Annotated in this window: 23 protein-coding genes; 11 read left to right on the top strand and 12 right to left on the bottom strand. The window is 58.8% G+C overall.

The genetic code is table 11. The features are described 5' to 3' along the window. From EAH78_RS21675 to EAH78_RS21655, 5 genes are all read left to right on the top strand, one after another. Window positions 1-252: transposase domain-containing protein (locus tag EAH78_RS21675; protein WP_140667246.1), on the top strand; the 252-nt coding region annotated here is incomplete at its 5' end. A 132-nt stretch (window positions 253-384) separates the two neighbouring features. After that, window positions 385-759 (top strand): hypothetical protein, encoded by a 375-nt coding sequence (locus EAH78_RS21670; protein WP_140669364.1) that lies wholly within the window; start codon window positions 385-387, stop codon window positions 757-759. Between the two features lie 115 nt (window positions 760-874). Further along, window positions 875-1,249 (top strand): hypothetical protein, encoded by a 375-nt coding sequence (locus tag EAH78_RS21665; protein ID WP_240051920.1) that lies wholly within the window; start codon window positions 875-877, stop codon window positions 1,247-1,249. Further along, window positions 1,249-1,626 carry a contact-dependent growth inhibition system immunity protein gene (locus EAH78_RS21660; protein WP_240051919.1) on the top strand — a complete coding sequence of 126 codons (378 nt, stop codon included), beginning with the start codon at window positions 1,249-1,251 and terminating at the stop codon, window positions 1,624-1,626. Before EAH78_RS21665 ends, EAH78_RS21660 begins: the two co-directional genes overlap by 1 nt. Before the next feature lie 340 nt (window positions 1,627-1,966). After that, window positions 1,967-2,290 carry a hypothetical protein gene (locus EAH78_RS21655; RefSeq protein WP_140669363.1) on the top strand — a complete coding sequence of 108 codons (324 nt, stop codon included), beginning with the start codon at window positions 1,967-1,969 and terminating at the stop codon, window positions 2,288-2,290. 247 nt (window positions 2,291-2,537) lie between these two features. On the opposite strand, the gene EAH78_RS21650 is transcribed toward EAH78_RS21655, so the two are convergent. Continuing rightward, a complete protein-coding gene (locus tag EAH78_RS21650) occupies window positions 2,538-2,747 on the bottom strand; it encodes a hypothetical protein (RefSeq protein WP_140669362.1) in 210 nt (69 codons plus the stop codon). A 317-nt stretch (window positions 2,748-3,064) separates the two neighbouring features. On the opposite strand from EAH78_RS21650, the gene EAH78_RS21645 reads away from it, so the two are divergent. Next, window positions 3,065-3,280 (top strand): TOBE domain-containing protein, encoded by a 216-nt coding sequence (locus EAH78_RS21645; RefSeq protein ID WP_027921432.1) that lies wholly within the window; start codon window positions 3,065-3,067, stop codon window positions 3,278-3,280. A gap of 126 nt (window positions 3,281-3,406) precedes the next feature. Here EAH78_RS21645 and EAH78_RS21640 read toward each other — a convergent pair whose 3' ends face one another. From EAH78_RS21640 to EAH78_RS21625, 4 genes are all read right to left on the bottom strand, one after another. Continuing rightward, complete coding sequence (locus EAH78_RS21640; RefSeq protein ID WP_140669361.1) at window positions 3,407-3,739, bottom strand: hypothetical protein; 333 nt, start codon at window positions 3,737-3,739, stop codon at window positions 3,407-3,409. Between the two features lie 239 nt (window positions 3,740-3,978). Next, window positions 3,979-4,392: a VOC family protein gene (locus EAH78_RS21635; RefSeq protein WP_140669360.1), complete on the bottom strand. Its 414-nt coding sequence runs from the start codon at window positions 4,390-4,392 to the stop codon at window positions 3,979-3,981. 183 nt (window positions 4,393-4,575) lie between these two features. Beyond that, window positions 4,576-5,178, bottom strand: coding sequence for a TetR/AcrR family transcriptional regulator (locus tag EAH78_RS21630; protein WP_140669359.1), 603 nt, complete (start codon window positions 5,176-5,178; stop codon window positions 4,576-4,578). After that, window positions 5,165-6,016 carry a 3-hydroxybutyryl-CoA dehydrogenase gene (locus tag EAH78_RS21625; protein WP_140669358.1) on the bottom strand — a complete coding sequence of 284 codons (852 nt, stop codon included), beginning with the start codon at window positions 6,014-6,016 and terminating at the stop codon, window positions 5,165-5,167. The genes EAH78_RS21630 and EAH78_RS21625 overlap by 14 nt, the downstream gene beginning before the upstream one ends. 166 nt (window positions 6,017-6,182) lie before the next feature. Here EAH78_RS21625 and EAH78_RS21620 point away from each other — a divergent pair, with 166 nt between their 5' ends. Next, window positions 6,183-7,199: an AraC family transcriptional regulator gene (locus EAH78_RS21620; protein ID WP_140669357.1), complete on the top strand. Its 1,017-nt coding sequence runs from the start codon at window positions 6,183-6,185 to the stop codon at window positions 7,197-7,199. A gap of 19 nt (window positions 7,200-7,218) precedes the next feature. Here the strand turns inward: EAH78_RS21620 and EAH78_RS21615 are convergent, their stop codons facing one another. Then, entirely contained in the window at window positions 7,219-8,124 is a 906-nt protein-coding gene (locus EAH78_RS21615; RefSeq protein ID WP_140669356.1) for a hypothetical protein, read from the bottom strand. Next, on the bottom strand, window positions 8,117-8,695 hold the full coding sequence (locus tag EAH78_RS21610) for a DUF6932 family protein (protein ID WP_140669355.1): 579 nt from the start codon (window positions 8,693-8,695) through the stop codon (window positions 8,117-8,119). Before EAH78_RS21610 ends, EAH78_RS21615 begins: the two co-directional genes overlap by 8 nt. 155 nt (window positions 8,696-8,850) lie before the next feature. Here EAH78_RS21610 and EAH78_RS21605 point away from each other — a divergent pair, with 155 nt between their 5' ends. Then, window positions 8,851-10,665 carry an ABC transporter ATP-binding protein gene (locus EAH78_RS21605; RefSeq protein ID WP_140669354.1) on the top strand — a complete coding sequence of 605 codons (1,815 nt, stop codon included), beginning with the start codon at window positions 8,851-8,853 and terminating at the stop codon, window positions 10,663-10,665. On the opposite strand, the gene EAH78_RS21600 is transcribed toward EAH78_RS21605, so the two are convergent. The 3 genes from EAH78_RS21600 to EAH78_RS21590 all read right to left on the bottom strand — a co-directional run bounded on the left by EAH78_RS21600 (window position 10,637) and on the right by EAH78_RS21590 (window position 14,037). Beyond that, window positions 10,637-11,572, bottom strand: a complete 936-nt coding sequence (locus EAH78_RS21600; protein ID WP_140669353.1) for an alpha/beta hydrolase — start codon at window positions 11,570-11,572, stop codon at window positions 10,637-10,639. The genes EAH78_RS21605 and EAH78_RS21600 overlap by 29 nt on opposite strands. Window positions 11,573-11,768: 196 nt before the next feature. After that, entirely contained in the window at window positions 11,769-12,767 is a 999-nt protein-coding gene (locus EAH78_RS21595; protein ID WP_140669352.1) for an NAD(P)H-quinone oxidoreductase, read from the bottom strand. A 58-nt stretch (window positions 12,768-12,825) separates the two neighbouring features. Then, window positions 12,826-14,037 carry a YbfB/YjiJ family MFS transporter gene (locus EAH78_RS21590; protein WP_140669351.1) on the bottom strand — a complete coding sequence of 404 codons (1,212 nt, stop codon included), beginning with the start codon at window positions 14,035-14,037 and terminating at the stop codon, window positions 12,826-12,828. A gap of 113 nt (window positions 14,038-14,150) precedes the next feature. Between EAH78_RS21590 and EAH78_RS21585 the strand changes: the two genes are divergently transcribed. After that, window positions 14,151-15,026, top strand: a complete 876-nt coding sequence (locus EAH78_RS21585; RefSeq protein WP_140669350.1) for a LysR family transcriptional regulator — start codon at window positions 14,151-14,153, stop codon at window positions 15,024-15,026. 184 nt (window positions 15,027-15,210) lie between these two features. Here EAH78_RS21585 and EAH78_RS21580 read toward each other — a convergent pair whose 3' ends face one another. Beyond that, the gene (locus tag EAH78_RS21580; RefSeq protein ID WP_140669349.1) at window positions 15,211-15,933 is read right to left on the bottom strand and encodes a pirin family protein; all 723 of its coding nucleotides are present in this window, start codon (window positions 15,931-15,933) and stop codon (window positions 15,211-15,213) included. 384 nt (window positions 15,934-16,317) lie between these two features. Here EAH78_RS21580 and EAH78_RS21570 point away from each other — a divergent pair, with 384 nt between their 5' ends. Beyond that, window positions 16,318-17,268, top strand: coding sequence for a GlxA family transcriptional regulator (locus EAH78_RS21570; RefSeq protein WP_140669347.1), 951 nt, complete (start codon window positions 16,318-16,320; stop codon window positions 17,266-17,268). A gap of 185 nt (window positions 17,269-17,453) precedes the next feature. Continuing rightward, window positions 17,454-18,938, top strand: coding sequence for an ATP-binding protein (locus tag EAH78_RS21565; RefSeq protein WP_140669346.1), 1,485 nt, complete (start codon window positions 17,454-17,456; stop codon window positions 18,936-18,938). Here EAH78_RS21565 and EAH78_RS21560 read toward each other — a convergent pair. Then, window positions 18,903-21,707, bottom strand: a complete 2,805-nt coding sequence (locus tag EAH78_RS21560) for an ATP-binding protein (RefSeq protein ID WP_140669345.1) — start codon at window positions 21,705-21,707, stop codon at window positions 18,903-18,905. The two genes, EAH78_RS21565 and EAH78_RS21560, sit on opposite strands and share 36 nt — an antisense overlap. Window positions 21,708-21,840: the final 133 nt, after the last annotated feature.

Here is a 21,840-nt window from a genome sequence, read left to right as displayed (position 1 = left end):
ATCGACAACAACGCTGCCGAACGTGCGATCAGGCCCTTCGTCATCGGAAGAAAGAACTGGTTGTTTAGCGACACACCCAAAGGCGCGACGGCCAGTGCTCAACTTTACAGCCTGGTCGAGACTGCCAAAGCCAACGACCAAGAGCCCTATGCGTGGCTGCGCCACGCATTAGAACGGCTGCCACTGGCGACCTCGGTTGAAGATTACGAAGCGCTGTTGCCGTGGAACTGCTCGCCGGCATCGCCTAGCTAAGCGCGTTACCCATCTTGAAGTCGGTGGGGTTTATGGAGCGCTTACGCTCTATGTCGAATCTCTACTTTAAGAGCACAGTTAATTGGTGAGGATGTGTAGTTTATCTAAAGTATCGATTTTGATGGCCGGTAAATGACTAAAAAGTATAGTGCGCTTGTCATGGAAATTGACGCGGTTGTCGAAGAGGCGGTTGTTTTGCTTGTCAATGGCGTAATAGCCAAATGCTTTATTAACTTCTGTTCATTTAAAATTGAAGTCGGTAAAACTTACGAGGTTGAGTTTGAACTGGTTTTGCCTGATAGCATCAGCATGGTAGTAAGTCAGGATGGATATGTCGGAGTTGAAATGGAGGATGACAGTTTTTCATGTGTGTTAACGGGCTATTTAGATGGTGTTGTATTAAGATCTTTTATTGATTTCGATGCTCATAATATTCATTATGACTACCCGTTTTTTAATCAAAAATTTATTAAAATAAATGTGATTCGTATTGATTTGGCTTTTTGATTTTGGTGCCGTCCAACAAAGGGGGCGGATTTATTTTTGCTGCCTTTTACTGCTTATACTTTGGGGGGGGATGATGTTGCGATATCCATTTTAAAATGAAGAATTTCAACCCGGTTTGAAGTGGTTTATTGGCGTCTTTGATGTTTATGATCGCGAGGAAACTCGGAGTGCGGAACTGAAAGTATTTAATCCTAATGACCGCTTTGACAGAGCGGAGTTGATCAAAAAATACAGCTTGAATTTAGGTTGTCTGTCCTGTCGACATAAGCTAGTGTTGCTGGATTTTCTAGCGGAAAAGCTAAGCGATGCGTCTTATGATTTTCAGAGTTTGTTTGATATAGATGAAGGAGATGCAGGTAGTTGGCCGCGTGGCGAGTGGTATGAATTGGAGGATCCCCGTGGATTTCTTCAAGATGTCTATTTTTTGGCTCAGGAGACCTCGAAGGAAGATCTTCTTTTAGCGAATCTTGAAGATCGGGATAGTTGGTGATGGAAAAAGGTGGAGCCTGTCAGTCTGGAGTCCCAGGTGTCCGCATAAATAAATCCGTCCACTTTCCTATGAATATTGAATTTTCGGAGTTGCACGACTTTTTTGGTGCGTACTTTCATCAAGATTGGTTGGTTGAACACGAGACTGCGGAGCAGGTGCTCGACTCCTTTTTAACCGAGTCTCACGTCGACGTTTTAATGGTGGTCCAAAAGGAACTCAATGCACTGCTCAATCAGGAAAAAGATGAGTTGGTACTGAGAAAGTATCTATTGAAAGAGTTGAGTTGTTACTACTCCTACTGGAATGCATGGGAGTCAGGAGAGGCTTGGTTGCGCCACATTGCGAGCAGGTTGACCAAACGGCTTGGTCAATTTTGATCGATTGGTGGTCAGCGAAATTTCCGGGCAGGCTCGTCGGAAGTTTCCTTCAACTCGTAGCGGCTTCCATGAACTGGTGCAGGTCCGATCTCATCGATAGTCTTTCACCTGTCGCTGCAAATTCAGTGACAGGGCGTGGAAGCCCTTCTATCGTTAGGCGCATCAAGCGCCACCAGTTCGGCGTTTTTTATCGTCTGTGTTTTTTGGTGGCTGTGCGCGGGGCGCTTTCGAGTGCGCCGGGTGCCTAACGTCCCGGTCTTCCACACCTGCGTACAGCCGCCACCTATTTGCGTGGAAGTGATATCTGGCGGCTTCAATCCCTACGTTAGGACTCAATTCGATGAAAACCCTTCACCCAGATCCACCCTACGAAAAACCAATCCCCCACCCCAAAAGCCGCTTCATGGCCCTCACCAGCAACTGCACCGACATGCCCACGCTGTTCGTCGATACCCACGCACCGCTCGATGTTTTATACGAAGCCGCCAACTACCGAATTCGTGCCGTCACTCAGGTACTGGAAAACATGTCGATGCGCGGTTCGCTTGAGTGCGAATCCTTCATCCTCAGCGACTTTGCGTTGCTGTGCGCCATCCCATTGCGCGATGGCTGCGATGTGCTGGATGTAGTGGGGCGGCGGTTGCGGGCGCAGGCTTCGGATTAGCGTCGCTGAATGATCGTTCCCACGCACTGCGTGGGAATGCAGCCCATGACGCTCTGCGTCAAACGGGTGCCCGGCTCGACACCGGCAGTGTGGCTGGAACGCGGAGCGTCCCTTGAGGCGTTCCCACGCGGAGCGTGGGAACGATCATCGCAACGATCGATGCCTTCGCAATAGCGACTCGCCACAAGTACGTGCGCGAGAAGTGGTCACCAACCGGTTGGTGCCACTCCTTCGTGCACACACTCACTCAGAGCAAATAACCCGCCGCCTGGGCAAGGTGGTTGTCCTGCGCCCCAGCGATCAAGTGCAATGGAATGTGCTGCTGTTGTTCTTCCATGACGGGCACTTCGAAGCACCCCACAATTTGAACGTGCCGTTCACTCAATCCGGTCGACTCTGGTGCCTGTAATTTAGCCATTCTCGCGTGGTTCGCTGCGATTTCACTGAGGGTTGACACGTTAAATCTCCGGTGACTCACCAAGCGTTTCGCTGGGGTCCTTAAGTGTTGAGTTGATTGTCGTCGCGTCAGAATTACGTCGTTTCCGGGCGGCTACGACCGGCCTTTGCAATCCCCAAGCCAGACGCTTCAAGCGCTGCGTCAAAGATTTGCCTATGCGACGAATGGTTGAAATCGCCCTCGCAGGCGAGTAACTAATATTCAAAAAAGGAATAAATAGATAATTATTTATTCCTTTTGTTGTTTGTGCGGGTGGTGCACTTTGAGGGCCTGCGCATCCGCACGGATGCGTCCGACACCAGACAGGAAGCCTCATCATGACCATCAAAGCGATCAACGTGCGGAACCAGTTCAAGGGCGTCATCAAGGAAATCGTCCAAGGCGAAGTGGTGTCCGAAATCGACGTGCAAACCGCCTCTGGAATCGTCACCTCCGTGATTACCACGCGGTCGGTGCGTGACCTTGAACTGAAAGTAGGCAGCGAAGTGATTGCCTTCGTCAAATCCACCGAGGTCTCGATCGCCAAGCTCTGAACCTGTCAGCCAGTTCAGCCAACACGCACTTTGTAACGGCAGCTGGCGTTGCGGTTTGTCCCCTTTTTACGAAGGATGTGGACGCTACTGAAAAGCCGCCGCAAGTGGGTTGCGGCGGCGGGTCAATCAGTACTGGCCGAGGCGGGCGGTATCGGTGTAGGCATTGCAGGTGCTGGTGTCCAGGCACAGTGCCATGTACACCGCTTGCTTGCCGCAACCACGAACACCCACGGTGTATTCGGTACGGGCATAGCCATATTGCATTTGGGCTACTTTGCTCGACAATACAGTCGGCGTTACAGCCTGGCAGTTCATTTCGAAGGCTGCGCGAGTGGTCACCACCTTCAACGCGGCATCTTGATTGGCAGCAATAAATTGCTGATTCGTCTGGCAACCGGCAAGGCCAGCAGCCAGCAGTGCCAAACCCAGCAGGGCACGGCTTTTGTTTTTGATATTCATCGGGACTGTGCTCCATTAATGTGATTTTGCCAATCAAGCGAAGGGTCAGTGTCCTGCCTGTGTCTCTGCTCAGCGAATGCTGGCACTACGTTCATGATCCGGACCACGTTAAAGCTAGTCGCTCAGGCCGCGACTAGCCAATGCTCTATTTAGCCTTTCGCCCTCTGATAGGTTGCCCGGCGACATTCCATGCCTAACTTTTTCAAGTTGGGCTTTTTCATGCCTGTCGCAAAAGCGTGTTACTGATCTTTCTCGCAATTGACCATCCACGACACGCCAAACCGATCCACCAGCATGCCGAAACGCGCCGCCCAGAACGTCTGTTCCAGCGGCATGTGCACGGTGCCGTCTTCCGACAAGGCATTAAAGACCCGTTCCGCTTCAGCGATGCTGTCGACATTCAGCGAAACCGAAAAACCGGCCATGTCATCGACGGGACGATCCGGTGTCGTGTCGGACCCCATGATGGCCTGATCGCCCACCACCAGGCGGGTGTGGATGATCAGGTTGTGAAGATCCGTCGGCACGTGCTCCCCGGCCGGGGTTTCACCGAAGGTCATCATGGCTTCGATCTTGCCGGGCAGGCTTTTCTCATAGAAGGTGAAGGCGGCTTTGCAGTCGCCGTTGAAGATCAGGTAAGGATTGATTTTCATGGTGTGCTCCCGGTAACGCAGGAGGCCGGGCGAGGTTGGGTTAACCGCCGGCTCCGCAGTAATTGGCCGCCATTAGCAAAGCGTTAGAGGGAGTGTTTGGCAAAATTTGTTTAGATGATTTTTCTATTGAAGTGCGTTGTTTTATCGCCTGTGCACGCGTGCACCTGACATTGCGTCAGGTGCTCACGCCACCGCGCGTGGCGCCGAAGGCCGCAGCAGACGCTCGATGGCCCCGCTGACCATATTTTCCAGCAGTTCATCGCGCTCATGGTCATTCAGCGGATGTTGCATCAACCAGCTGGGGGCGCTGTTGAGCAAATTGGCGATGGCGTGCGCTGTGGCCCGTTGCGCCTGTTCACCGATCCGCGGTTTGCAGCCGAGCATCAGCAGCAGGCGGTGTTCGTATTGCTCGCGCAATTGCCGGACGCGCGCTTGTTGGTCGTCATTGAGGCAACCGCTGTCGCGCTCCGCCAGACGAAAATGCCAGGGCATTTCCCGGTGCAGATTCAAATGCGCACGGATCAGGTTTTGCAGTTTGTCGCGTTTCGCCGGGCCCTTTTGATCGAGGCGGCCCAGAGTCGCCAGCAGCTCTTCGTAGAACTCCTCGATCAGGTCAAGCAGCAAGTGCTGCTTGCTCGGGTAATGGTGATACAACGAGCCCGAGGAAAGCCCCAGGCACGTCGCCAGCTCACGCATGCCGACCTGACCGAAACCCTTGCTGGCAAACAACTCCAGCACCTTGTCCCGGTACTCGTTAAAGCGCGAGCAACGCTCAGGCATAGGCATGGAAGCCACGTCCTGTTTTACGGCCCAGATAACCGGCGGCGACCATCTCCTTGAGCAGCGGAGCCGGGCGGTATTTGCTGTCGTTAAAGCCGTCGTAGAAGGCTTCCATGATAGCCAGCAAGGTATCCAGACCGATCAGGTCGGCCAGGGCGAGCGGGCCGATCGGCTGGTTGCAGCCCAGGCGCATGCCGGCGTCAATGTCTTCGGCACTGGCCAGGCCTTCCTGGAGCACCAGAATGGCTTCGTTGATCATCGGCACCAGAATCCGGTTGACCACGAAGCCTGGGCGGTTGCCGGCGGTGATCGCGGTTTTGCCCAGGGTGGCTGCCATGTCCAGGGCGATGGCGTGCGTGGCGTCGCTGGTTTGCAGGCCGCGAATCACCTCAATCAGACCCATCACCGGCACCGGGTTGAAGAAATGCAGGCCGATGAAACGCTCAGGCTGGCTGACGCTGGCGGCGAGTTGGGTAATCGACAGCGACGAGGTGTTGGAGGCAATCACGCACTCGGTGCTGACCTGCGCGGCAATCTGTTGCAGCACGCGCAGTTTCAGGTCGAGGTTTTCGGTGGCCGCTTCGATCACCAGTTGCGCGTTCTTCAGGCTGTCGTACTGGGTGCTGGTGCGAATCCTGTCGAGGGCGACGTGCTTCTGTTCCTCGGTCAGCGTTTCCTTGGCGACCTGGCGATCAAGGTTTTTGCTCACGGTGGCCAGAGCCTTTTGCAGGGCACTCTCGGAGATGTCGATCAGGGTCACGGTGAAGCCGGCCAGCGCACAGACCTGGGCAATCCCGTTGCCCATGGTGCCCGCGCCGATCACGCCGATGTTTTGCAGATTCATGTTGCCGTCCTTCCACTCATACCTTGCGATACCTTGGCCGTCGTAACGGTCGAAGGCGTACTATTGGCCGCGAGTCTAGAACCGGCCGGTCAGTTGTCCTATGCCGCAACTGTTCAACGGTGCTGGTGTTTTTTGCCATTCAAGTGTCAGGGAGCGAAACGTTCACATGCGGGAAAACGACTCGGTTGCCGTTTATTTCGTGCAAGCCATGATCCACGCCCTGGGAGGAGATTCGCAGCGCCTGACGGCTGTGCTGGAACAGGCCGGTATCGACCCGGCGTTGATGGCTGAGCCCACGGCGCGGGTGCCGGCCAGTGCATTTGCCGAACTGTGGCTGATTCAGATCCGCGAGTTGAACGACGAGTTTTTCCGGCTCGACTCCCACGGCATGCCGCCGGGCAGCTTCGCCCTGATCTGCCGAGCGTTGATTCAAGAGTCCGACCTGCACAAAGCCATGCGTCAGTGCCTGGCCAATTTCGGCCTGTTCCTGCGCGACTTTCGCGGCACCCTGACCGTGCGCGGCAAGCGCGCAATCATCAGCCTCGACACCCACGCGCAAAACGACGACGTCAGCCGTTTTGGCGAAGAGACGTTCCTGGTGCTGATGATCAGCCTGATGTGCTGGCTGGGCGGGCGTCGCATTCCCATCGACCGTGCAGACTTCCGTCATGAACGCGTGTCCCTCAGCGACGACCGCCTGCTGTGGGGCCCCAACCTGACCTTCGGCGCCGAACGCACCGAAATAGAATTTGCCAGCCACTACCTGCGCCTGCCGGTGGTGCAAGACCTGGCCTCACTCAAAGTATTCCTGCGCACGGCCCCGCAATGGCTGGTGATCCGCTTTCGCAACCAGCACGGCCTGGCCTCGCAAGTCCACCAGCGCCTGCGCAACAGCGACTACAGCGAATGGCCGACCTTGCAGGATTTCGCCCTGGAACAACACCTGAGCCCCAGCACCTTCCGCCGCAAACTCGAGCGTGAAGGCTGCTCGTATCAGGAGATCAAGGACGAAGTACGGCGCGGCGTGGCGTTTGAACAATTGCGCCAGAGCAAGGCGAGCATCAGCGACATCGCTGAACGGCTGGGCTTTCAGGAGCCGAGTGCGTTCCATCGGGCGTTCAAGAAATGGACAGGGGAGAGCCCGGGGCGGTATCGGGCGCGGTTTCAGGTGGGGGGGGAGTGAAGTCGACTGTACCGTCGTATCAGTTATTCCAAGGAAAGCGCTGAAGAATATAGCGAGGTTTGCTGGAGCCGATTCGCTTGGCGCTTAATGTTATGTCGAAGGTTTTATAGAGATTCGCGTTCACCTCATTCGGATTGGGGATCGCTCTCGGGATACCTCCGTAAATAACCAGACCGTCGATGGTCCGAAATTCGAATGCCCGCTTATCCGGGAGCGCTCCAATAAACTCACCTGTAAACGTCTCTGTCGTTTCCTGGATGTTATCCAGGCTTAGCCGAGCTTTGCTTCTGCGAACCTGTTCACTGTCTGCGAACTGAAATTGACCGTTGCGAGTGGTGAGTGAACAAGATGCGTCGTAGCTGGACAGCTTTCCCAGGAAGTCTGCGACGCTCGACAGGGCTCTATCGGCCAGTCTCGACACCGGTTCGGAGAGCTCTTCATCACTCTTCGTCGTTGCTTCGAGCAACTCGGTCATAAGGTCGATGGCTTGTGAAACCAAAGAGATCCCTTCCATTTCCGATTGCGCCGCAGAAGGGACTTCCTCCAGTTCGAAGCCAAAGGAGCCTAGGGCCGTTCCCGTTATGAGTAATTGATTGTTTGACCGATTTGGAATAGGGCCTTTATCGGCAAGAGTTCCCGAGATTGACGCAGCAATGGTGGCAATAGCTTCGCTGAACGCTTGCGTTGCTGCAATACCAAATTCGGCCAATATTCCCTGAGTCCCTAAAACGGGGGCACCACGATAGGTAATGACGACTTTCGCAGGTTGGTACATGTTCTGACTATTCGCTTCAAGCGCAGATTTTGCTTGCGCAATGCGGGAGCGAATGGACATTGCAGATAGCTTGCTGAGCCCAGGTTTGGCTAGCTGCTTCTCCAGAAAGAGGAGCTCTGCCGACGTGTGCAGGTATTCGTTTCTATTCATGCGCTAGCTCCAGTTTACGAGCTGTCAGCATGGCCAGTGCCGCTCGATCCTCGCGAGGATCAAGGTCAACCCGTAGAAATCCTTTCCATTGTTTTGATCTGCGATGGGCCCACATGCTGTACCAGTACGAGGTCATTTCTACCAAGCGTTCAGGGGCATCACGGAGTGACTGAATATAAAAATCAACTTTGTACTGATGTTTCAAGAAGGTCTGAGCCTCCCGTGTTGCGCCTAACAATTTTAGTTGCCCGGGTTGCAAAGCGTCATAGAACTCATCACCTGCAAAAGTGAAGGTAACGACATCGATATCTCCGGGAGCGCGCTGATCAATCAGCTCAATGTTCTCTGCAAAACTACCGTTCAGCCATTGGAATCCTTCAGCCATGCCCATCCTGTGTAACTCAGAGCGATGCGAGAGATAGCCATCCAGAATTTGACATCGATCCAGACTGATCGCGAAGCGTTCTATGAAGGCCAAGAGATCAACCTCATAGGGAGATCGGTCCATCCCGGCAGGGTTTTGTTCATTGATGGGAGGGAGAAGTCCCTCCGGGTTCCATTCAGGTATCAATCCCGGCTTCCTTGCTCAGTGATCTGAAAGTCGGTCGATCCTCATCCTGACGTCCTCTCGCGTCAAGCGAACAAACGTTACAGTTGATTCGCATCACGCCCATTGCCCGGCTGAAGTACCCTGTCACCTTGTTTGTCCTCTGCGAGCTTGCCCCCATGCCAGCGGCCCTTAACCGCCTCACTGCCTTGTTCGACCAGGCCCGACGCGCCTTGCTCCTGGTCTGGGGCACCTCCCGTGGATTGTTCCTCGGCCTGGTCCTGGCCACCTTGATCGCCGGTGTCCTCCCGGCGCTGGCGGCCTGGATAGGTCAACGCATCGTCGACGCGGTGGTCAGCGCCATGCAGTTGCATGCGCAGCAGGGCAGTGCGCCGTTGTGGCCGGTGGTGCGTTATGTGTTGATGGAGGCGGGGGTGCTGGCGTTGTTGTCCGCTACGCAACGGGCGTTGTCGGTTCAGCAGTCGCTGTTGCGCGTGCAGTTGGGGCAGAAGGTCAACACGATGATTCTGGAGAAGGCCCAGACGTTGTCGTTGGTGCAGTTCGAGAATTCCGAGTTCTACGACAAGCTGGTGCGGGTACGGCGCGAGGCGTCGACCCGGCCGCTGGCGCTGGTGATGAAGTCGTTGGGGCTGATCCAGAACCTGATTGTGTTGATCAGCTTCGGCGTATTGCTGGTGCACTTTTCGCCGTGGGCGCTGGTGCTGTTGGTGGTGGGGGCGTTGCCGGTGTTTTTCGCCGAGGCACATTTTTCCGGGGATGCGTTTCGGCTGTTCACCCGCCGGGCGCCGGAGAGCCGGCAGCAGACTTACATCGAGACGCTGCTGTCCCACGAGGGGTACATCAAAGAGGTCAAGCTGTTCGGTTTCGCGCCGCTGCTGTTGCAGCGTTATCGCGATACCTTCGCCCGTCTCTACGCCGAAGACCGTCGGTTGACGTTGCGTCGCGATGGCTGGGGATTTGTCCTCGGCCTGCTCGGCACGGCGGCGTTTTACCTGGCGTATGCGTGGGTGGTAGTCGATGCCGTTCACGGCAATATCACGCTTGGGCAAATGACCATGTACCTGGTGTTGTTCAAGCAGGGGCAAACCGCGGTCAGCAGCAGCTTGAGCGCCATCAGCGGGCTCTATGAAGATGGTCTTTATCTGTCGAACCTCTATGAGTACCTGGCCGAACCGGTGGTGGCCGATTCCGGGACGCTCACGGAGGGCGCGGTGCCCGGCGATGGTTTGCGTTTCGAAAACGTGGCTTTTCGTTATCCGGGCGCAAGTCGTGCAGCGCTGGAAGGCATCGACCTGCACCTGGTGCCGGGGCGCAGCCTGGCGCTGGTGGGCGAGAACGGCTCGGGCAAGACCACGCTGATCAAGTTGCTGACCCGTTTGTACCGCCCCGATCAAGGTCGCATTTTGCTCGACGGCAGCGATTTGCAGGCCTGGCAGGAGGACACACTGCGGCAGCGCATCGGCGTGATTTTTCAGGATTACATCCGCTACCAATTCTCGGTGGGCGAAAACATCGGCGTTGGCGACACCTTGGCGTTCAACGATGAACAACGCTGGCAGGACGCTGCGGCGCAGGGCATGGCCGCGCCGTTCATCGAGCGTCTGGATCGCGGATATGCCACACAACTGGGGCGATGGTTTGCCGGTGGGCAAGAGTTGTCCGGCGGGCAGTGGCAAAAGATTGCGTTATCGCGTGCCTACATGCGCCGCGACGCCGATATCCTGATTCTCGATGAGCCGACGTCAGCCCTCGATCCGGCAGCGGAAGCGGCGGTGTTCGAGCATTTCAGCCAGCACACCGAAGGCCGCATGACGTTGCTGATTTCCCACCGGTTTTCCAGCGTGCGCAACGCAGACCACATCATCGTGCTGGATCAGGGCACGATCCTTGAGCGCGGCGATCACGACAGCCTGGTAGCGACGGGCGGGCGTTACGCGCAGTTGTTCAACCTGCAAGCCCGGGGTTACCGCTAGGTTTGGCTTTCATCAAACCATCAATTGCCTGGCGATACTGACTGCCACCCAGACTCATGCTGTTGTTGTGCGTCCCACCGGGTACCAGCAGCAGGCGCTTGGGTTCATTGGCGGCATTGAACAATTGCTCGCTGAAGCGTGAAGGCATGAACGGGTCGGCCAGGCCGTGGACCACCAGCAGCGGCATGTCGATGTCGACGATCTTGTCGATGGAATCAAACTTCTGCGACAGCAGCCAACGCACCGGCAGCCAATTCACCGGCAGGTTGCTGTCGGCCACTTGCGCCACGGCATCGCCCAGCGAGGTGAACGTGGACTCGATCACCAGGCCGCGCACCGGCACGGGGTCATGGTGCTTTTTCGCCTGTGCGGCCAGGTCTGCCGCGAGGTCGATGGCCACTGCGCCGCCCAGGGAATGGCCGTAGATCAGACGCTTGTTGGCGTCCGGTTGTATCTGGGTGAAGCGCTCCCAGGCGGCCCGGGCGTCTTCGTAAACACTGGCTTCCGAAGGCAGATCCCCTTTGCTTTGGCCGAAGCCACGGTAGTCGATGGCCAGCACCGAGTAGCCCATCGCGCGCAATTGCTCGATGCGAAATGCCTGTCCCGTCAGATTCCAGCGCACGCCGTGGAGGTAGAGGATCGACGGCGCATCCCGACGCGCCGCCGGCCACCACCAGGCATGCAGATTTTGCCCGGCCTTGAAACTGGCGGGTTTGATGTCGAATTCCTGCACATCGCTCGGCAAGCCGCGATACCAGCCGGCCGTGCCCGGCTCGATGCGAAACAGCAGCTCGCGTTCTTTGTACTTGAGCACGCCACAACTGACCGGCAGGCCTACGATCAATGTGGCCATGCACAGCAGCGGTAGCCAGCGACGGCTCAAGCGGCTCAACAAATTCGACAACATGCGATGGTCCGGGAGATCAGCGGGAAAGGACGGTTTTTAGCAGATGCGTGGCTGGGGTGGGAACAATTTCGACAGCCGTATGAAATTTTGTGGTGAGTTTTCTGGCCCCATCGCGGGCAAGCCCGGCTCCCACAAGGGATCTGTAGGAGCCGGGCTTGCCCGCGATGGGGCCATTCCTGCCAACGCAAAATCCCGATCAATCCACCTTCAACACAATCTTCCCAACATGATCCCCAGCCTCCATCCGCGCATGGGCCTGTGACGCGTCGTTGAGCGCATACACCTTGTCAATCATCGGCAAACAGCGCCCGGCGGCGAGCACGGGCCAGACATATTCACGCAGTTGCTCGGCAATCGAGGCCTTTTCTTCGCGGGTGCGTGAGCGCAACAGGGAACCGGTGATGATTGCGCGCTTGGCCATGATCGCCAGCAGGTCGACATCCTTGGCGTGAGCACCGCCGAGAAAGCCCAGCATGACCAATCGGCCTTCCATGCCCAGTGCCGCGATGTTCGGATTCAGGTACGAACCGCCCATGATGTCGAGGATCACGTTCACGCCTTTGCCGCCGGTTTTTTGCGCGATGACCTCGGCGAAATCCTGGTCGCGGTAGTTAATCGGCTCGGCCCCCAACTGGCGGATCACCGCACACTTGTCCTCACTGCCCGCCGTGGCAAATGCCTTGACCCCGAATTCGCGGCACAACATCAGCGCGGTGGTGCCGATGCCACTGGTACCGCCGTGAATCAATGCGCGCTGTCCTTTGCTGGCGCCGCCCATCTCGAACAGGTTGGCCCACACCGTGAAGAAGGTTTCCGGGACTGCCGCTGCATGTACCCAATCCATCCCCTCAGGGATCGGCAGTGTCTGGCCGGCCGGTGCCACGCAATACTGCGCGTAGCCGCCGCCGTTGGTCAGCGCGCAGACCTTGTCGCCCACGATAAATTCGGTGACGCCGGTGCCGATGGCCACCACTTCCCCAGCCACTTCCAGCCCCGGAAACGGGCTCATGCCGGGTTTCAGCGGGTACTTGCCGGCCCGTTGAAGCGCATCGGGGCGGTTGATCCCGGCCGCGTGTACGCGAATCAGCACTTCACCCTCCGCCGGGGTGGGCACCGGCTCCTGGCGCGGTTTTAAAACCTCTGGGCCGCCGGGCTCGGTGATTTCAATCAGGGTCATGGTTTGAGGCAAGGTCATGTCGAAGTCCTGGGATAGAGAAGTCATAACAGTGGGACCGCATTAAGAGAGCGGTGATTCAGTCCAAGGCAGGCAATAAATCATCACGACGGTTGAGCAAACGCATGCCCTGTTCCAGCAGCAGTGCAACCACAATCGCACCGGCCGCGATGACAAACAACAGGGCGTGATGACCGCCGCTGGCATTGAACAGCGCCGAATAGGCAAACCCGGCGATGGCTTGAAACGTCGCGAACGAAACCGTCGCGCGGCTCCAGGCCACTTGCTGCTGGTGATGCTGCGGGATCAGTTCGTGAACCCGTGCCAGCGCCAACGGGACGATGCCCGGCGGGAACGAGCCGAGAATCACCGCCAGTAAGGCCAGCGCCGCAAAAGAACTCGATATCGCCAGCAGGCCAACGGCAATCGCCTGCACCACCAGCACCAGGCGAATACTGACTTTCGCGCCGAACTGATCCGCCAGAAAGCCGTAACTCACGGGCCCGATAATCGCGCCAAGGCCATACATCACCCAAATCAGCGCGCCGACATGCGGCCCTGCGCCGAGACCACGGGCGACGTAATCCACCAGGAACACCATCGCGGGCACCAGCCCGGCGGCCATGAACGCGTATTGAGCAAACAGCAGGTAAACCCGTGGATCAGTGGCAGTCTTGGGCTCGTCGATTGATGGTGTGACGCCTGTGTGATGTACCTCCGACGGCCAGCCGAACCAACTGGCAGCGGTGAGCACCAGGGACAACAGGCCAAGGCCGAACCAGGTCTGCTGCAAGCCAAGGCTCAGCAACGGCGGAACAATCGTCCCCGAACCGGCAATGCCCAGGCCAATGCCGAGAAAAATCGCACCGCTGGCCAACCCTCGGCGAGATGCCGGTACGTGTGGCAGCACGGTTGCGGCCACCAGCACCATGATCGCGCCCCCGGCAACACCCGACAGCAGGCGCCAACCGAAGAACCAACTCACCGACAAGGGAAAGCCACAGGCGAAGAACGACAACGTCACCGCAAACATCATCAGCCGCAGCGCGGTTTTGTTGGAGGTGCGTTGCGCGACGGGGCGGCCGATCAGGGCGCCAATCAAGTAACCGACGAGGTTGGCGGCACCGAGGTAAACCACGTCGCTGGCGGAAAACCAGTGCGCCTGGATCAACGAGGGAATCAACGGCGTGTACGCAAATCGCGCCAGGCCAATACTGACCAGGCTGGCGCTGAGGCCGGCGAAGATCGGCAGCCAGAGGGCGCTGCGCGAGGGGGGCGGTGAGCTGTGCATGAGCAGGATCCTGGGAGGTGTTTGCTGGCCTACAGGCTACCGCGATTATCTGATGCAATAACGCAGCTATTTTGCGCTAAGGTGATGCGTAACTGCATCAGTAGGAAAGCCGAATGAATTGGGATGACGCACGGGTATTCCTCGCGGTGTGCCGAGAGTCGACACTGCGCGGCGCCGCGAGGGTGCTGGGGGTCGATCAGGCCACGGTCGGCCGGCGGATAACGGCGCTGGAAAAGTCCTTGAGTGCCACGTTGTTCCTGCGCACCTCGGAAGGCTACGCACTGACCGCCGTCGGTGAGGCGGCACTGGCGGCGGTGGAAAAAATGGAGCGTTCGGCACTGGAGCTGGAGCGGCAGATCCAGGGGCTGGATGACCGATTGACCGGCCTCGTTCGGGTTAGCACCACGGATTCCATGGCCATCGATTTCCTGATCCCGGCCATTGCGCGCCTTCATCAGCAGCACCCCGACGTGCGCGTGCAACTGGACGCTTCGACACAGATTCTCAGTCTGGCCAAACGCGAAGCCGACATCGCCGTGCGCAATACCCGGCCGGATAATCCGGACCTGATCGCGCGCCGAATCGCTCGCTGGCCGGTGGGTCTTTTTGCGTCCCAGGCGTACGTAGACGCCAACGGGGTGCCGGCGCCGGGTTCGGCATTTGAAGGGCATGATCTGGTGGTGTATCAGCCGTATCTGCAAAGCCAGAAGGACATGACGCTGGTGTCGGAGCCGTTGAATCGCGGGCGGATCGTGTCGAGCCTGAGCTCCAGCCTGCTGGTGCGTCGATCCATTGCGGCGGGTATCGGGCTGGGGGAAATTCCGGTGTACATGGGGGAGAGGGACGGGCTGGTCAGACTGTGGCCGGAGCGCACACGACCGCTGCCGTATGACGTCTGGCTGGTGACCCACGCCGACTTGCGGCACACCGCGCGGGTGCGGGCGGTGATTGAAGAAATTGTCGCGGTGTTTTCAGGGACGGGCGAGTGAAGCTTAAAAAATCGCAGCCTCGCTTCACTCGTCAGCTCCCACAGGTATAAGCCAGACCTGTGGGCGCTGATGAGCAAATCAAGGCTGCGATATTTCGATCATGGGGCCTTTCAGGCAGGTCCCACAGGTATAAGCCTAATCCTGTGGGAGCTGACGAGTGAAACGAGGCTGCGATTTCTTGGCCTTACGGCATTTCAGGCAGCTCTTGCGGGCGCAGGTCGAACACCAGCACTTCGGCATCCACACCATTGCTCAACGTCAGCACCTGTTCATCACGAACCCGCACGCCATCACCTTCCTGCAACTGCACGCCGTTGAGTTCAACGCTGCCCCGGGCCACGTGCACGTAGGCATAACGATTCGCCGCCAGTTCCAGCGCAGCGCTTTCCTTGCCGTCGATCAGCGCGGCGTACACCCGTGCATCCTGACGCACCTTCAGCGAACCCTTGTCGCCGTCGGGGGAGATGATCAGTTGCAGACGCCCGCGTTTTTTCTGCGTGCTGAAGTGCTCTTGCTGATAACGCGGTTTGGCGCCGCTGACTTCCGGCACGATCCAGATTTGCAAGAAGTGCACGGGCCGTGTCGCCGAGTGGTTGTACTCGCTGTGGGCCACGCCACTGCCGGCGCTCATCAACTGCACGTCACCCGGCCGGATCACCGAACCGGTGCCCAGCGTGTCCTTGTGTTCCAGCGCGCCTTCGAGCACGTAGGAGAAAATCTCCATGTCGCGGTGAGGGTGTTGGCCAAAGCCTTTACCGGCCGCCACGCGGTCATCGTTGATCACCAACAGGTCGGAGAAACCCTGTTCTTTCGGGTTGCGATAGTTGGCGAAGGAAAAGGTATGGAACGACTTCAACCAACCGTGATTGGCCGCGCCGCGATCAGAAGCTTTGCGAAGGGTCAGCATGATGAAATCTCCTGGTGGGACGTTGATTCGTCCGAGTGAGGAGAAGGTTAATGGTTACTGACGGGTGCAATAAGTAGATAGAAATTGAAACACTGTCCTGACTGAGTTGACAGTAATGTGCGGGCGATCACGTATTCTTCTCCGACGCTGACGCCACGATTGGCCATAATGCACAGCATCCTTTTTTGCTTGGCGCATTCCTCCTTGTGGGAGCGAGTCCTGTGGTGAGGGGGCTTGCCCCCGTTGGGTCGCGCAGCGGCCCCAGAATCTCTACGACTGCTTCGCAGCCGAACGGGGGCAAGCCCCCTCGCCACAGGGTTCGTTCCCACAGGGGACTAGTGTTCAGCCGATGGATCTTCCTTTGACTTCAGTGATTCCTAACCCATGAAAACCGTAGCGATGGTGTTATTCCCGGGCTTCCTCCTGCTTGACATGGCCGGTCCCATGGAGGTGTTTTCCATCGCCAACCGTTACCTGGCCCCGGCTGACCATTACGAACTGACGACCATCGGCACCGAGCCTGGCGCGCTGCGTGCTTCCAATGGCGTCAACGTTCAGGCCGATCTGCACATTGATCAGGCGATTCAAGGTTACGACCTGCTGTTGGTGCCGGGCGGCCCCGGTGCCTATAACGAGAGACACCCGCCGTTGCTCAACTGGCTCATGGGCGCCGTGAGTCGCGCCGGGCGCTATGGTTCGATCTGCACGGGTGCTTTCGTGTTGGGACACGCCGGATTGCTCGATGGTTACCGGGTGACCACTCACTGGCACTACACCGAACGACTGATCAAAGGCTTCCCCAAGGCCACCGTGGAGACCGATCAGATTTACGTGCTGGACCGTAACCTCATCACCTCCGGCGGGGTGACCGCCGGCATCGACCTGGCGCTGGCGGTGGTCGCCGAAGACCATGGCAAAAAAGTCGCGCAAGACGTGGCCAAAGTGCTGTTGGTGGTGATGAAGCGCCAGGGCGGACAGGCGCAATTCAGCCCGTTGATGGCCACGGTTGCCCCGCACGAAACGCCGATCACCCGGGTGCAGAACTTTGTGCTGGAACACCTGGATGAAGCATTCTGCATTGAGCGCATGGCCGGTCTGGCAACCATGAGTGCGCGGCACTTCACCCGGGTTTTTGCCCGGGAAGTGAACATGACACCGATGGAATTTTTGCAAAACGCGCGCATCGACCGCGCCAGGAGCTTGCTGGAAACCAGTGACCTGCCGCTCAAGACCGTAGCGTTCAAAAGTGGCTTCGGCAGTGTGCGGCACATGCGTTTTCTGTTCGGCGAAAAACTCGGTCTGACCCCCAGCCAGTACCGCGAACAGTTCAGCTAGCGCATTGTGTCCGTTGCGAGCACCGTGATGGCCGGGGCGCTCCCTCCGTGGCCGTTGAACCGTCACGCAGGGCTGCCAAGATACCCCTGAACTCTTTGCAATGGAGGTGCGGGAGCCTGGAGGGCGAGTGCGAAGGAGGTTTGTGGCACTTTGAGCCGGGCCAGGTTTTCAGCACGTGAACGTGCATGAACAGCCTCACATATTTGCACAGCGAAGCGGTGCTGCATTTCGGCCCCTACGCGTTTCACCAGCGGCAACGGCTGATCCTGGAAGGCGATCGGCCGCTGCGCATGGGCGGGCGGGCCCTCGACATTTTGCAGGTGCTGGTCGAGCGCGCGGGGACGGTGGTCAGCAAGGACGAACTGATTGCCCGGGTCTGGCCGACCTCGGTAGTCGAAGAAATCAACCTGCGTGTGCACATTGCTGCGCTGCGCCGCGCCCTGGGCGACGGGCAGAACGGCCAGCGCTACATCGTCAACATTCCCCAGCGCGGGTACAGCTTTGTCGCTCTGGTGCAGCTCCTGCCGGCAGGCGCGCCGGTGTCGATCCAGTCCCTACAGAAAGCTCAACACAACCTGCCTGCACGGCTCACGCCAGTGACGGGGCGTGACTCGATTGTCGGCAGTCTGGTGCGGCAGTTGCCGGTGCGGCGTTTGATGACGCTGGTGGGTCCCGGCGGCATCGGCAAAACCACCGTGGCATTGCGCGTCGGCGAACTGTTGTTGCAACACTATCAGGACGGCGTCTGGCTGGTTGACCTGGGGGCGATTGACGATCCCGAGCACGTTATTGAACATCTGGCGCGCACCCTTGAACTCGATGTCGGGACTGCCCTTGAGGGGGTGGCGCAGCGCCATGGGTTATTGGTGCTCGACAACTGCGAGCACCTGCTGGAGCGCTGTCGAACATTGGTCGAGAGTCTGCTGATTGCGGCGCCCCGGCTGTCGATTCTGGCCACCAGCCGCGAACCTTTGCTGGTCACTGGGGAAACACTTGTGCGTCTACCTCCACTGGCGGTGCCGCCAGCCTCCGAGTGGCAGACTGTTGCGCAAGTCATGGGCTATTCCGCCGTGCAGCTGTTCGTCAGTCGCGCCCGCACCCGTCAACAAGGTTTTGCCCTGCGCGAACAAGACCTCAACACCGTCGGTGACATCTGCCGCAGGCTCGATGGTTTGCCGCTGGCCATCGAACTGGCGGCCGCGCAGATCGACGCACTGGCGTTGGTGGGGCTGCAATCCCAACTCGACAACTGTTTTCAGCTGCTGACCCAAGGCCGGCGCACGGCCGTCCCCCGGCACCAAACCCTGAAAGCTGCACTGGACTGGAGCTATGACCAACTGAGTTCATTGGAGCAAACGGTGTTGCAGCGCCTGGCCGTGTTCAAAATGGCCTTCACCCTGGACGCCGCCATTGCGGTGATCAGTTGCTCGTCACTGCCGCCCGGATGTGTGATGGACACTGTGCAGCATCTGGCTCTCAAATCGTTGTTGTCGCTGGAGGAGGGCCGCGGTGTGAGCCGCTACCGTTTCCTTAACACCACTCGCCTGTACGCCCTGGAAAAACTCGAACACGGTGGGGCGTTGCACGATTTCGAAAGGCGCTACGCCCGTTTCGTCAGTCGAGCGCGCTCCGTGTCAGGTGGGCAAGTGGCATTGCAACGCGTCGAGTAACCGGCGGACAATTATCAGGTCCGGTGTGGCAAACCCTTCGGTGAATTGCTGGTAGATCGGTGCCAGCAGTTCATGGGCCTGCCGATAGTGACCCTGACGCTGCCAAAGTTGTGCCAGTGACGTGGCGCTGCGCAGTTCCCAGGCAAGGGCGCCCTGGGTTCTGGCCACGTTCAGTGCGCGGATCAGCACGGCCTCGGCCGCCTCGTTTTTCAACGGGCAATCCTCTGCCAGCAGCGCATTGGCCCTGGCCCGAAGAATTTCTGCCGTGCTCCAGCCGGCGATGCCGGTATCCGCGCGTTGCAGCAAGGCGTCATCGACGAAACCGCCGTCCAGCGTGACCATGATGTCTTTGATCAACCCGTTGCCCGGTGGGGGCGGCAAGTGCGCCTCTGCCTGGTCGATCACCTGCGCGTAGTGACGCGCCCACGTGTAAAACAGCAGCACCGAGTGTTTTTGCGCTTGCTCCAGCAGCAAACGCAAGAGTTCGCGCGCGGTGCGGGTATCACCGTTGTAGTGGGCGATCAGGCAGCCGGCCAGGGCCAGGGTGTAGCAAATCGAGGTGCCGTGGTTGATCTGAATCGCGATGTCCAGCGCCTGGCGGGCAGTGCGCCAGGCCTGCTCCGGTTGGCCCTGCAACCAGAGGATGCGCGCCAGAATCGTCAGGGCGGCAACGCTCTGGTCGTATTGCACGCCAAAGCCGTGGGTAAAGCGATTGAGGTGACCACTTTGGGCCATGCGCTGGATCACCTCTTCGGCGTGGACCCGGGCCCGTCCCTGATCCCCGGCGAAGTGCAACGCGAGCACGCGCAGCCGGTGCGTGCTCAACGCCAGCACGGCGTCGTCAGGCCCGCCCAGGCGATCGAATTGCAGGCTCTGTTCCAGCGCCAATTGATAATTGCCACAACTGAGATTGACCGCCATGTGCCCGGACACGGCCCGCAATTGACCGGCCATGTCACTGCACTGTCTGGCCAGGAGTCTGGCACTGACGAAGGCGTCGATGGTTTCCGGTGTGCCGCCCTGGGTGTGGTAGCAGGAGCTGCCGAGGGCCAGCTTGAGGCTCATTTTCAACTGAGGACAAGGCTCGGGAGTGGCGTCGAGCAGTGCCAATGCCTTGCGCACATACGCGCCGTGCTCCCTGAGCAGCGACAGCTCCTGCCACAGCGGCATCGACGTTGCGGCCAACTGGATGGCCAGTGCTTGCGGCCCGTGCCCGTTCAAGCCCCAATCGAGCGCCGCGCGAATGTCTTCCAGACCCCGGGCGTACCGCTCGATCCACAGACTGGTCGGGATGAGTTCCCAGTCTTTGCGCGCCTGATGCATCAAGGTCAGGCAGCGTTCGGCATGGCGGATTCGCGTGTCCGGCAGGTCGGCGGCCTGGTCGAGTTTTTCCAGGGCGTAGCTGCGAGTGGTGTCGAGCAGGCGATAGAACACTTCTTCGTCGCCGACTTCCACGTTCAACAGCGACTTGGCCACCAGTTGAGTGATCGCACCAAACACTTTGCCGGGGTCGAGGTGTTCACCGACGATCACCGCTGCTGCGGACTCCAGGGTGAAACCACCCCTGAACACGCTCAACCGGCGCAGGCAGGTTTGCTCGCAGGGCGTCAGCAGTTCGTAGCTCCAGTCGAGCGTGGCGCGCAACGTCTGGTGCCGACCCAATGCCGTCTGACAGCCTTGGGTCAGCAGACGAAAACTGCCTTGCAACTGCTCCAGCACGCCGCTCAAACCCAAGTGGCCGACTTGCGCGGCGGCGAGTTCGATGGGCAGCGGAATGCCGTCCAGGCGATGGCAGATGTCGATCAACAGTGGCAACTCGTCATCGCTGAGTTCAAAGCTGTCGTGGCTGGCCATCGCCCGTTCAACAAACAATTGCAACGCTGAAAATGTCATGGCCTGAGCGCGGTCCAGCACGGCGATGGGCGGTGGACAATCCAGCGAATCAAGGCGCTGGACGAACTCGCCTTCGGCTCGCAGGCTTTCGCGGCTGGTGGCCAGAATGTGTACCTCGGGCGCGGCGCGCAGGATGTTTTCACAGAGCACGGCAATGGCGTCGATCAGGTGTTCGCAGTTGTCGATGACCAGCAGCATCTGGCGGTCGCGCAGGAAGGCTGCGAGTGCGCTCACGGGTTCGCTATCGTGCAGAGACAAATCCAGCAGCGTCGCCAAATGGGCGGTGATCATCAGCGGGTCGTTGATCGGTGCCAGGTCCAGCAGGCGAATGCCGTCCCGGTAGCGCCCGATCAACTGTTCGGCGACGCGCAGGGCCACGGTGGTCTTGCCGATGCCGCCGGGGCCGACGAGGGTGATGAAGCGCTGGCGTGCCAGTTGTGTCACCAGTGCATCGACCAGGGACTGGCGCCCGATCAGGCGAGTGCGGCGCACCGGCAGGTTATGGCCGTTGGGCACCGGTCCTTCGAGTTCGGGCTGTTGCTCGATCCGTTCCAGCGAATAGGGCGCGACAAAGCTATAGCCGCGCTGCGCCACGGTGACGATGTAGCGCTGGCCGGCCTGGCCATCGCCGAGGGCTTTGCGCAACGCCGCCATGTGCACCCGCAGGTTGATGTCTTCCACCACGCTTTTGGGCCAGACCGCTGCGATCAGTCGCTGTTTGCTGACCACCTGCCCGGCGTGCTCCAGCAGAATCAACAGAATGTCCATGGCACGCCGGCCCAGGCGCAGGGGCTGGTCGGCCTCCATCACCAGGCGTTGCCCGGGGTAGATCCGGTAGGGGCCGAAATGCACAGCCTGTTCGGGGGAAAGGGTCAACGTGTCGCTCCTGCTTGCATCCGTCTAGTACGCGGTTTTCGAGCATATTCCGCAGGTTTTCGGATCAGTGCAATCCGGGTCGCGCTGACTGTCGGGTGTTCGCTGCGACTGTCTGTACCCGTCACCCTTGGCC

Origin of the sequence: Pseudomonas arsenicoxydans (assembly GCF_006438915.1) — a bacterium.
Classification (GTDB): Bacteria; Pseudomonadota; Gammaproteobacteria; order Pseudomonadales; family Pseudomonadaceae; genus Aquipseudomonas; species Aquipseudomonas arsenicoxydans_A.
Note: the sequence above shows the minus strand (reverse complement) of the source record. Positions and strands in the feature narration are given on the sequence as shown.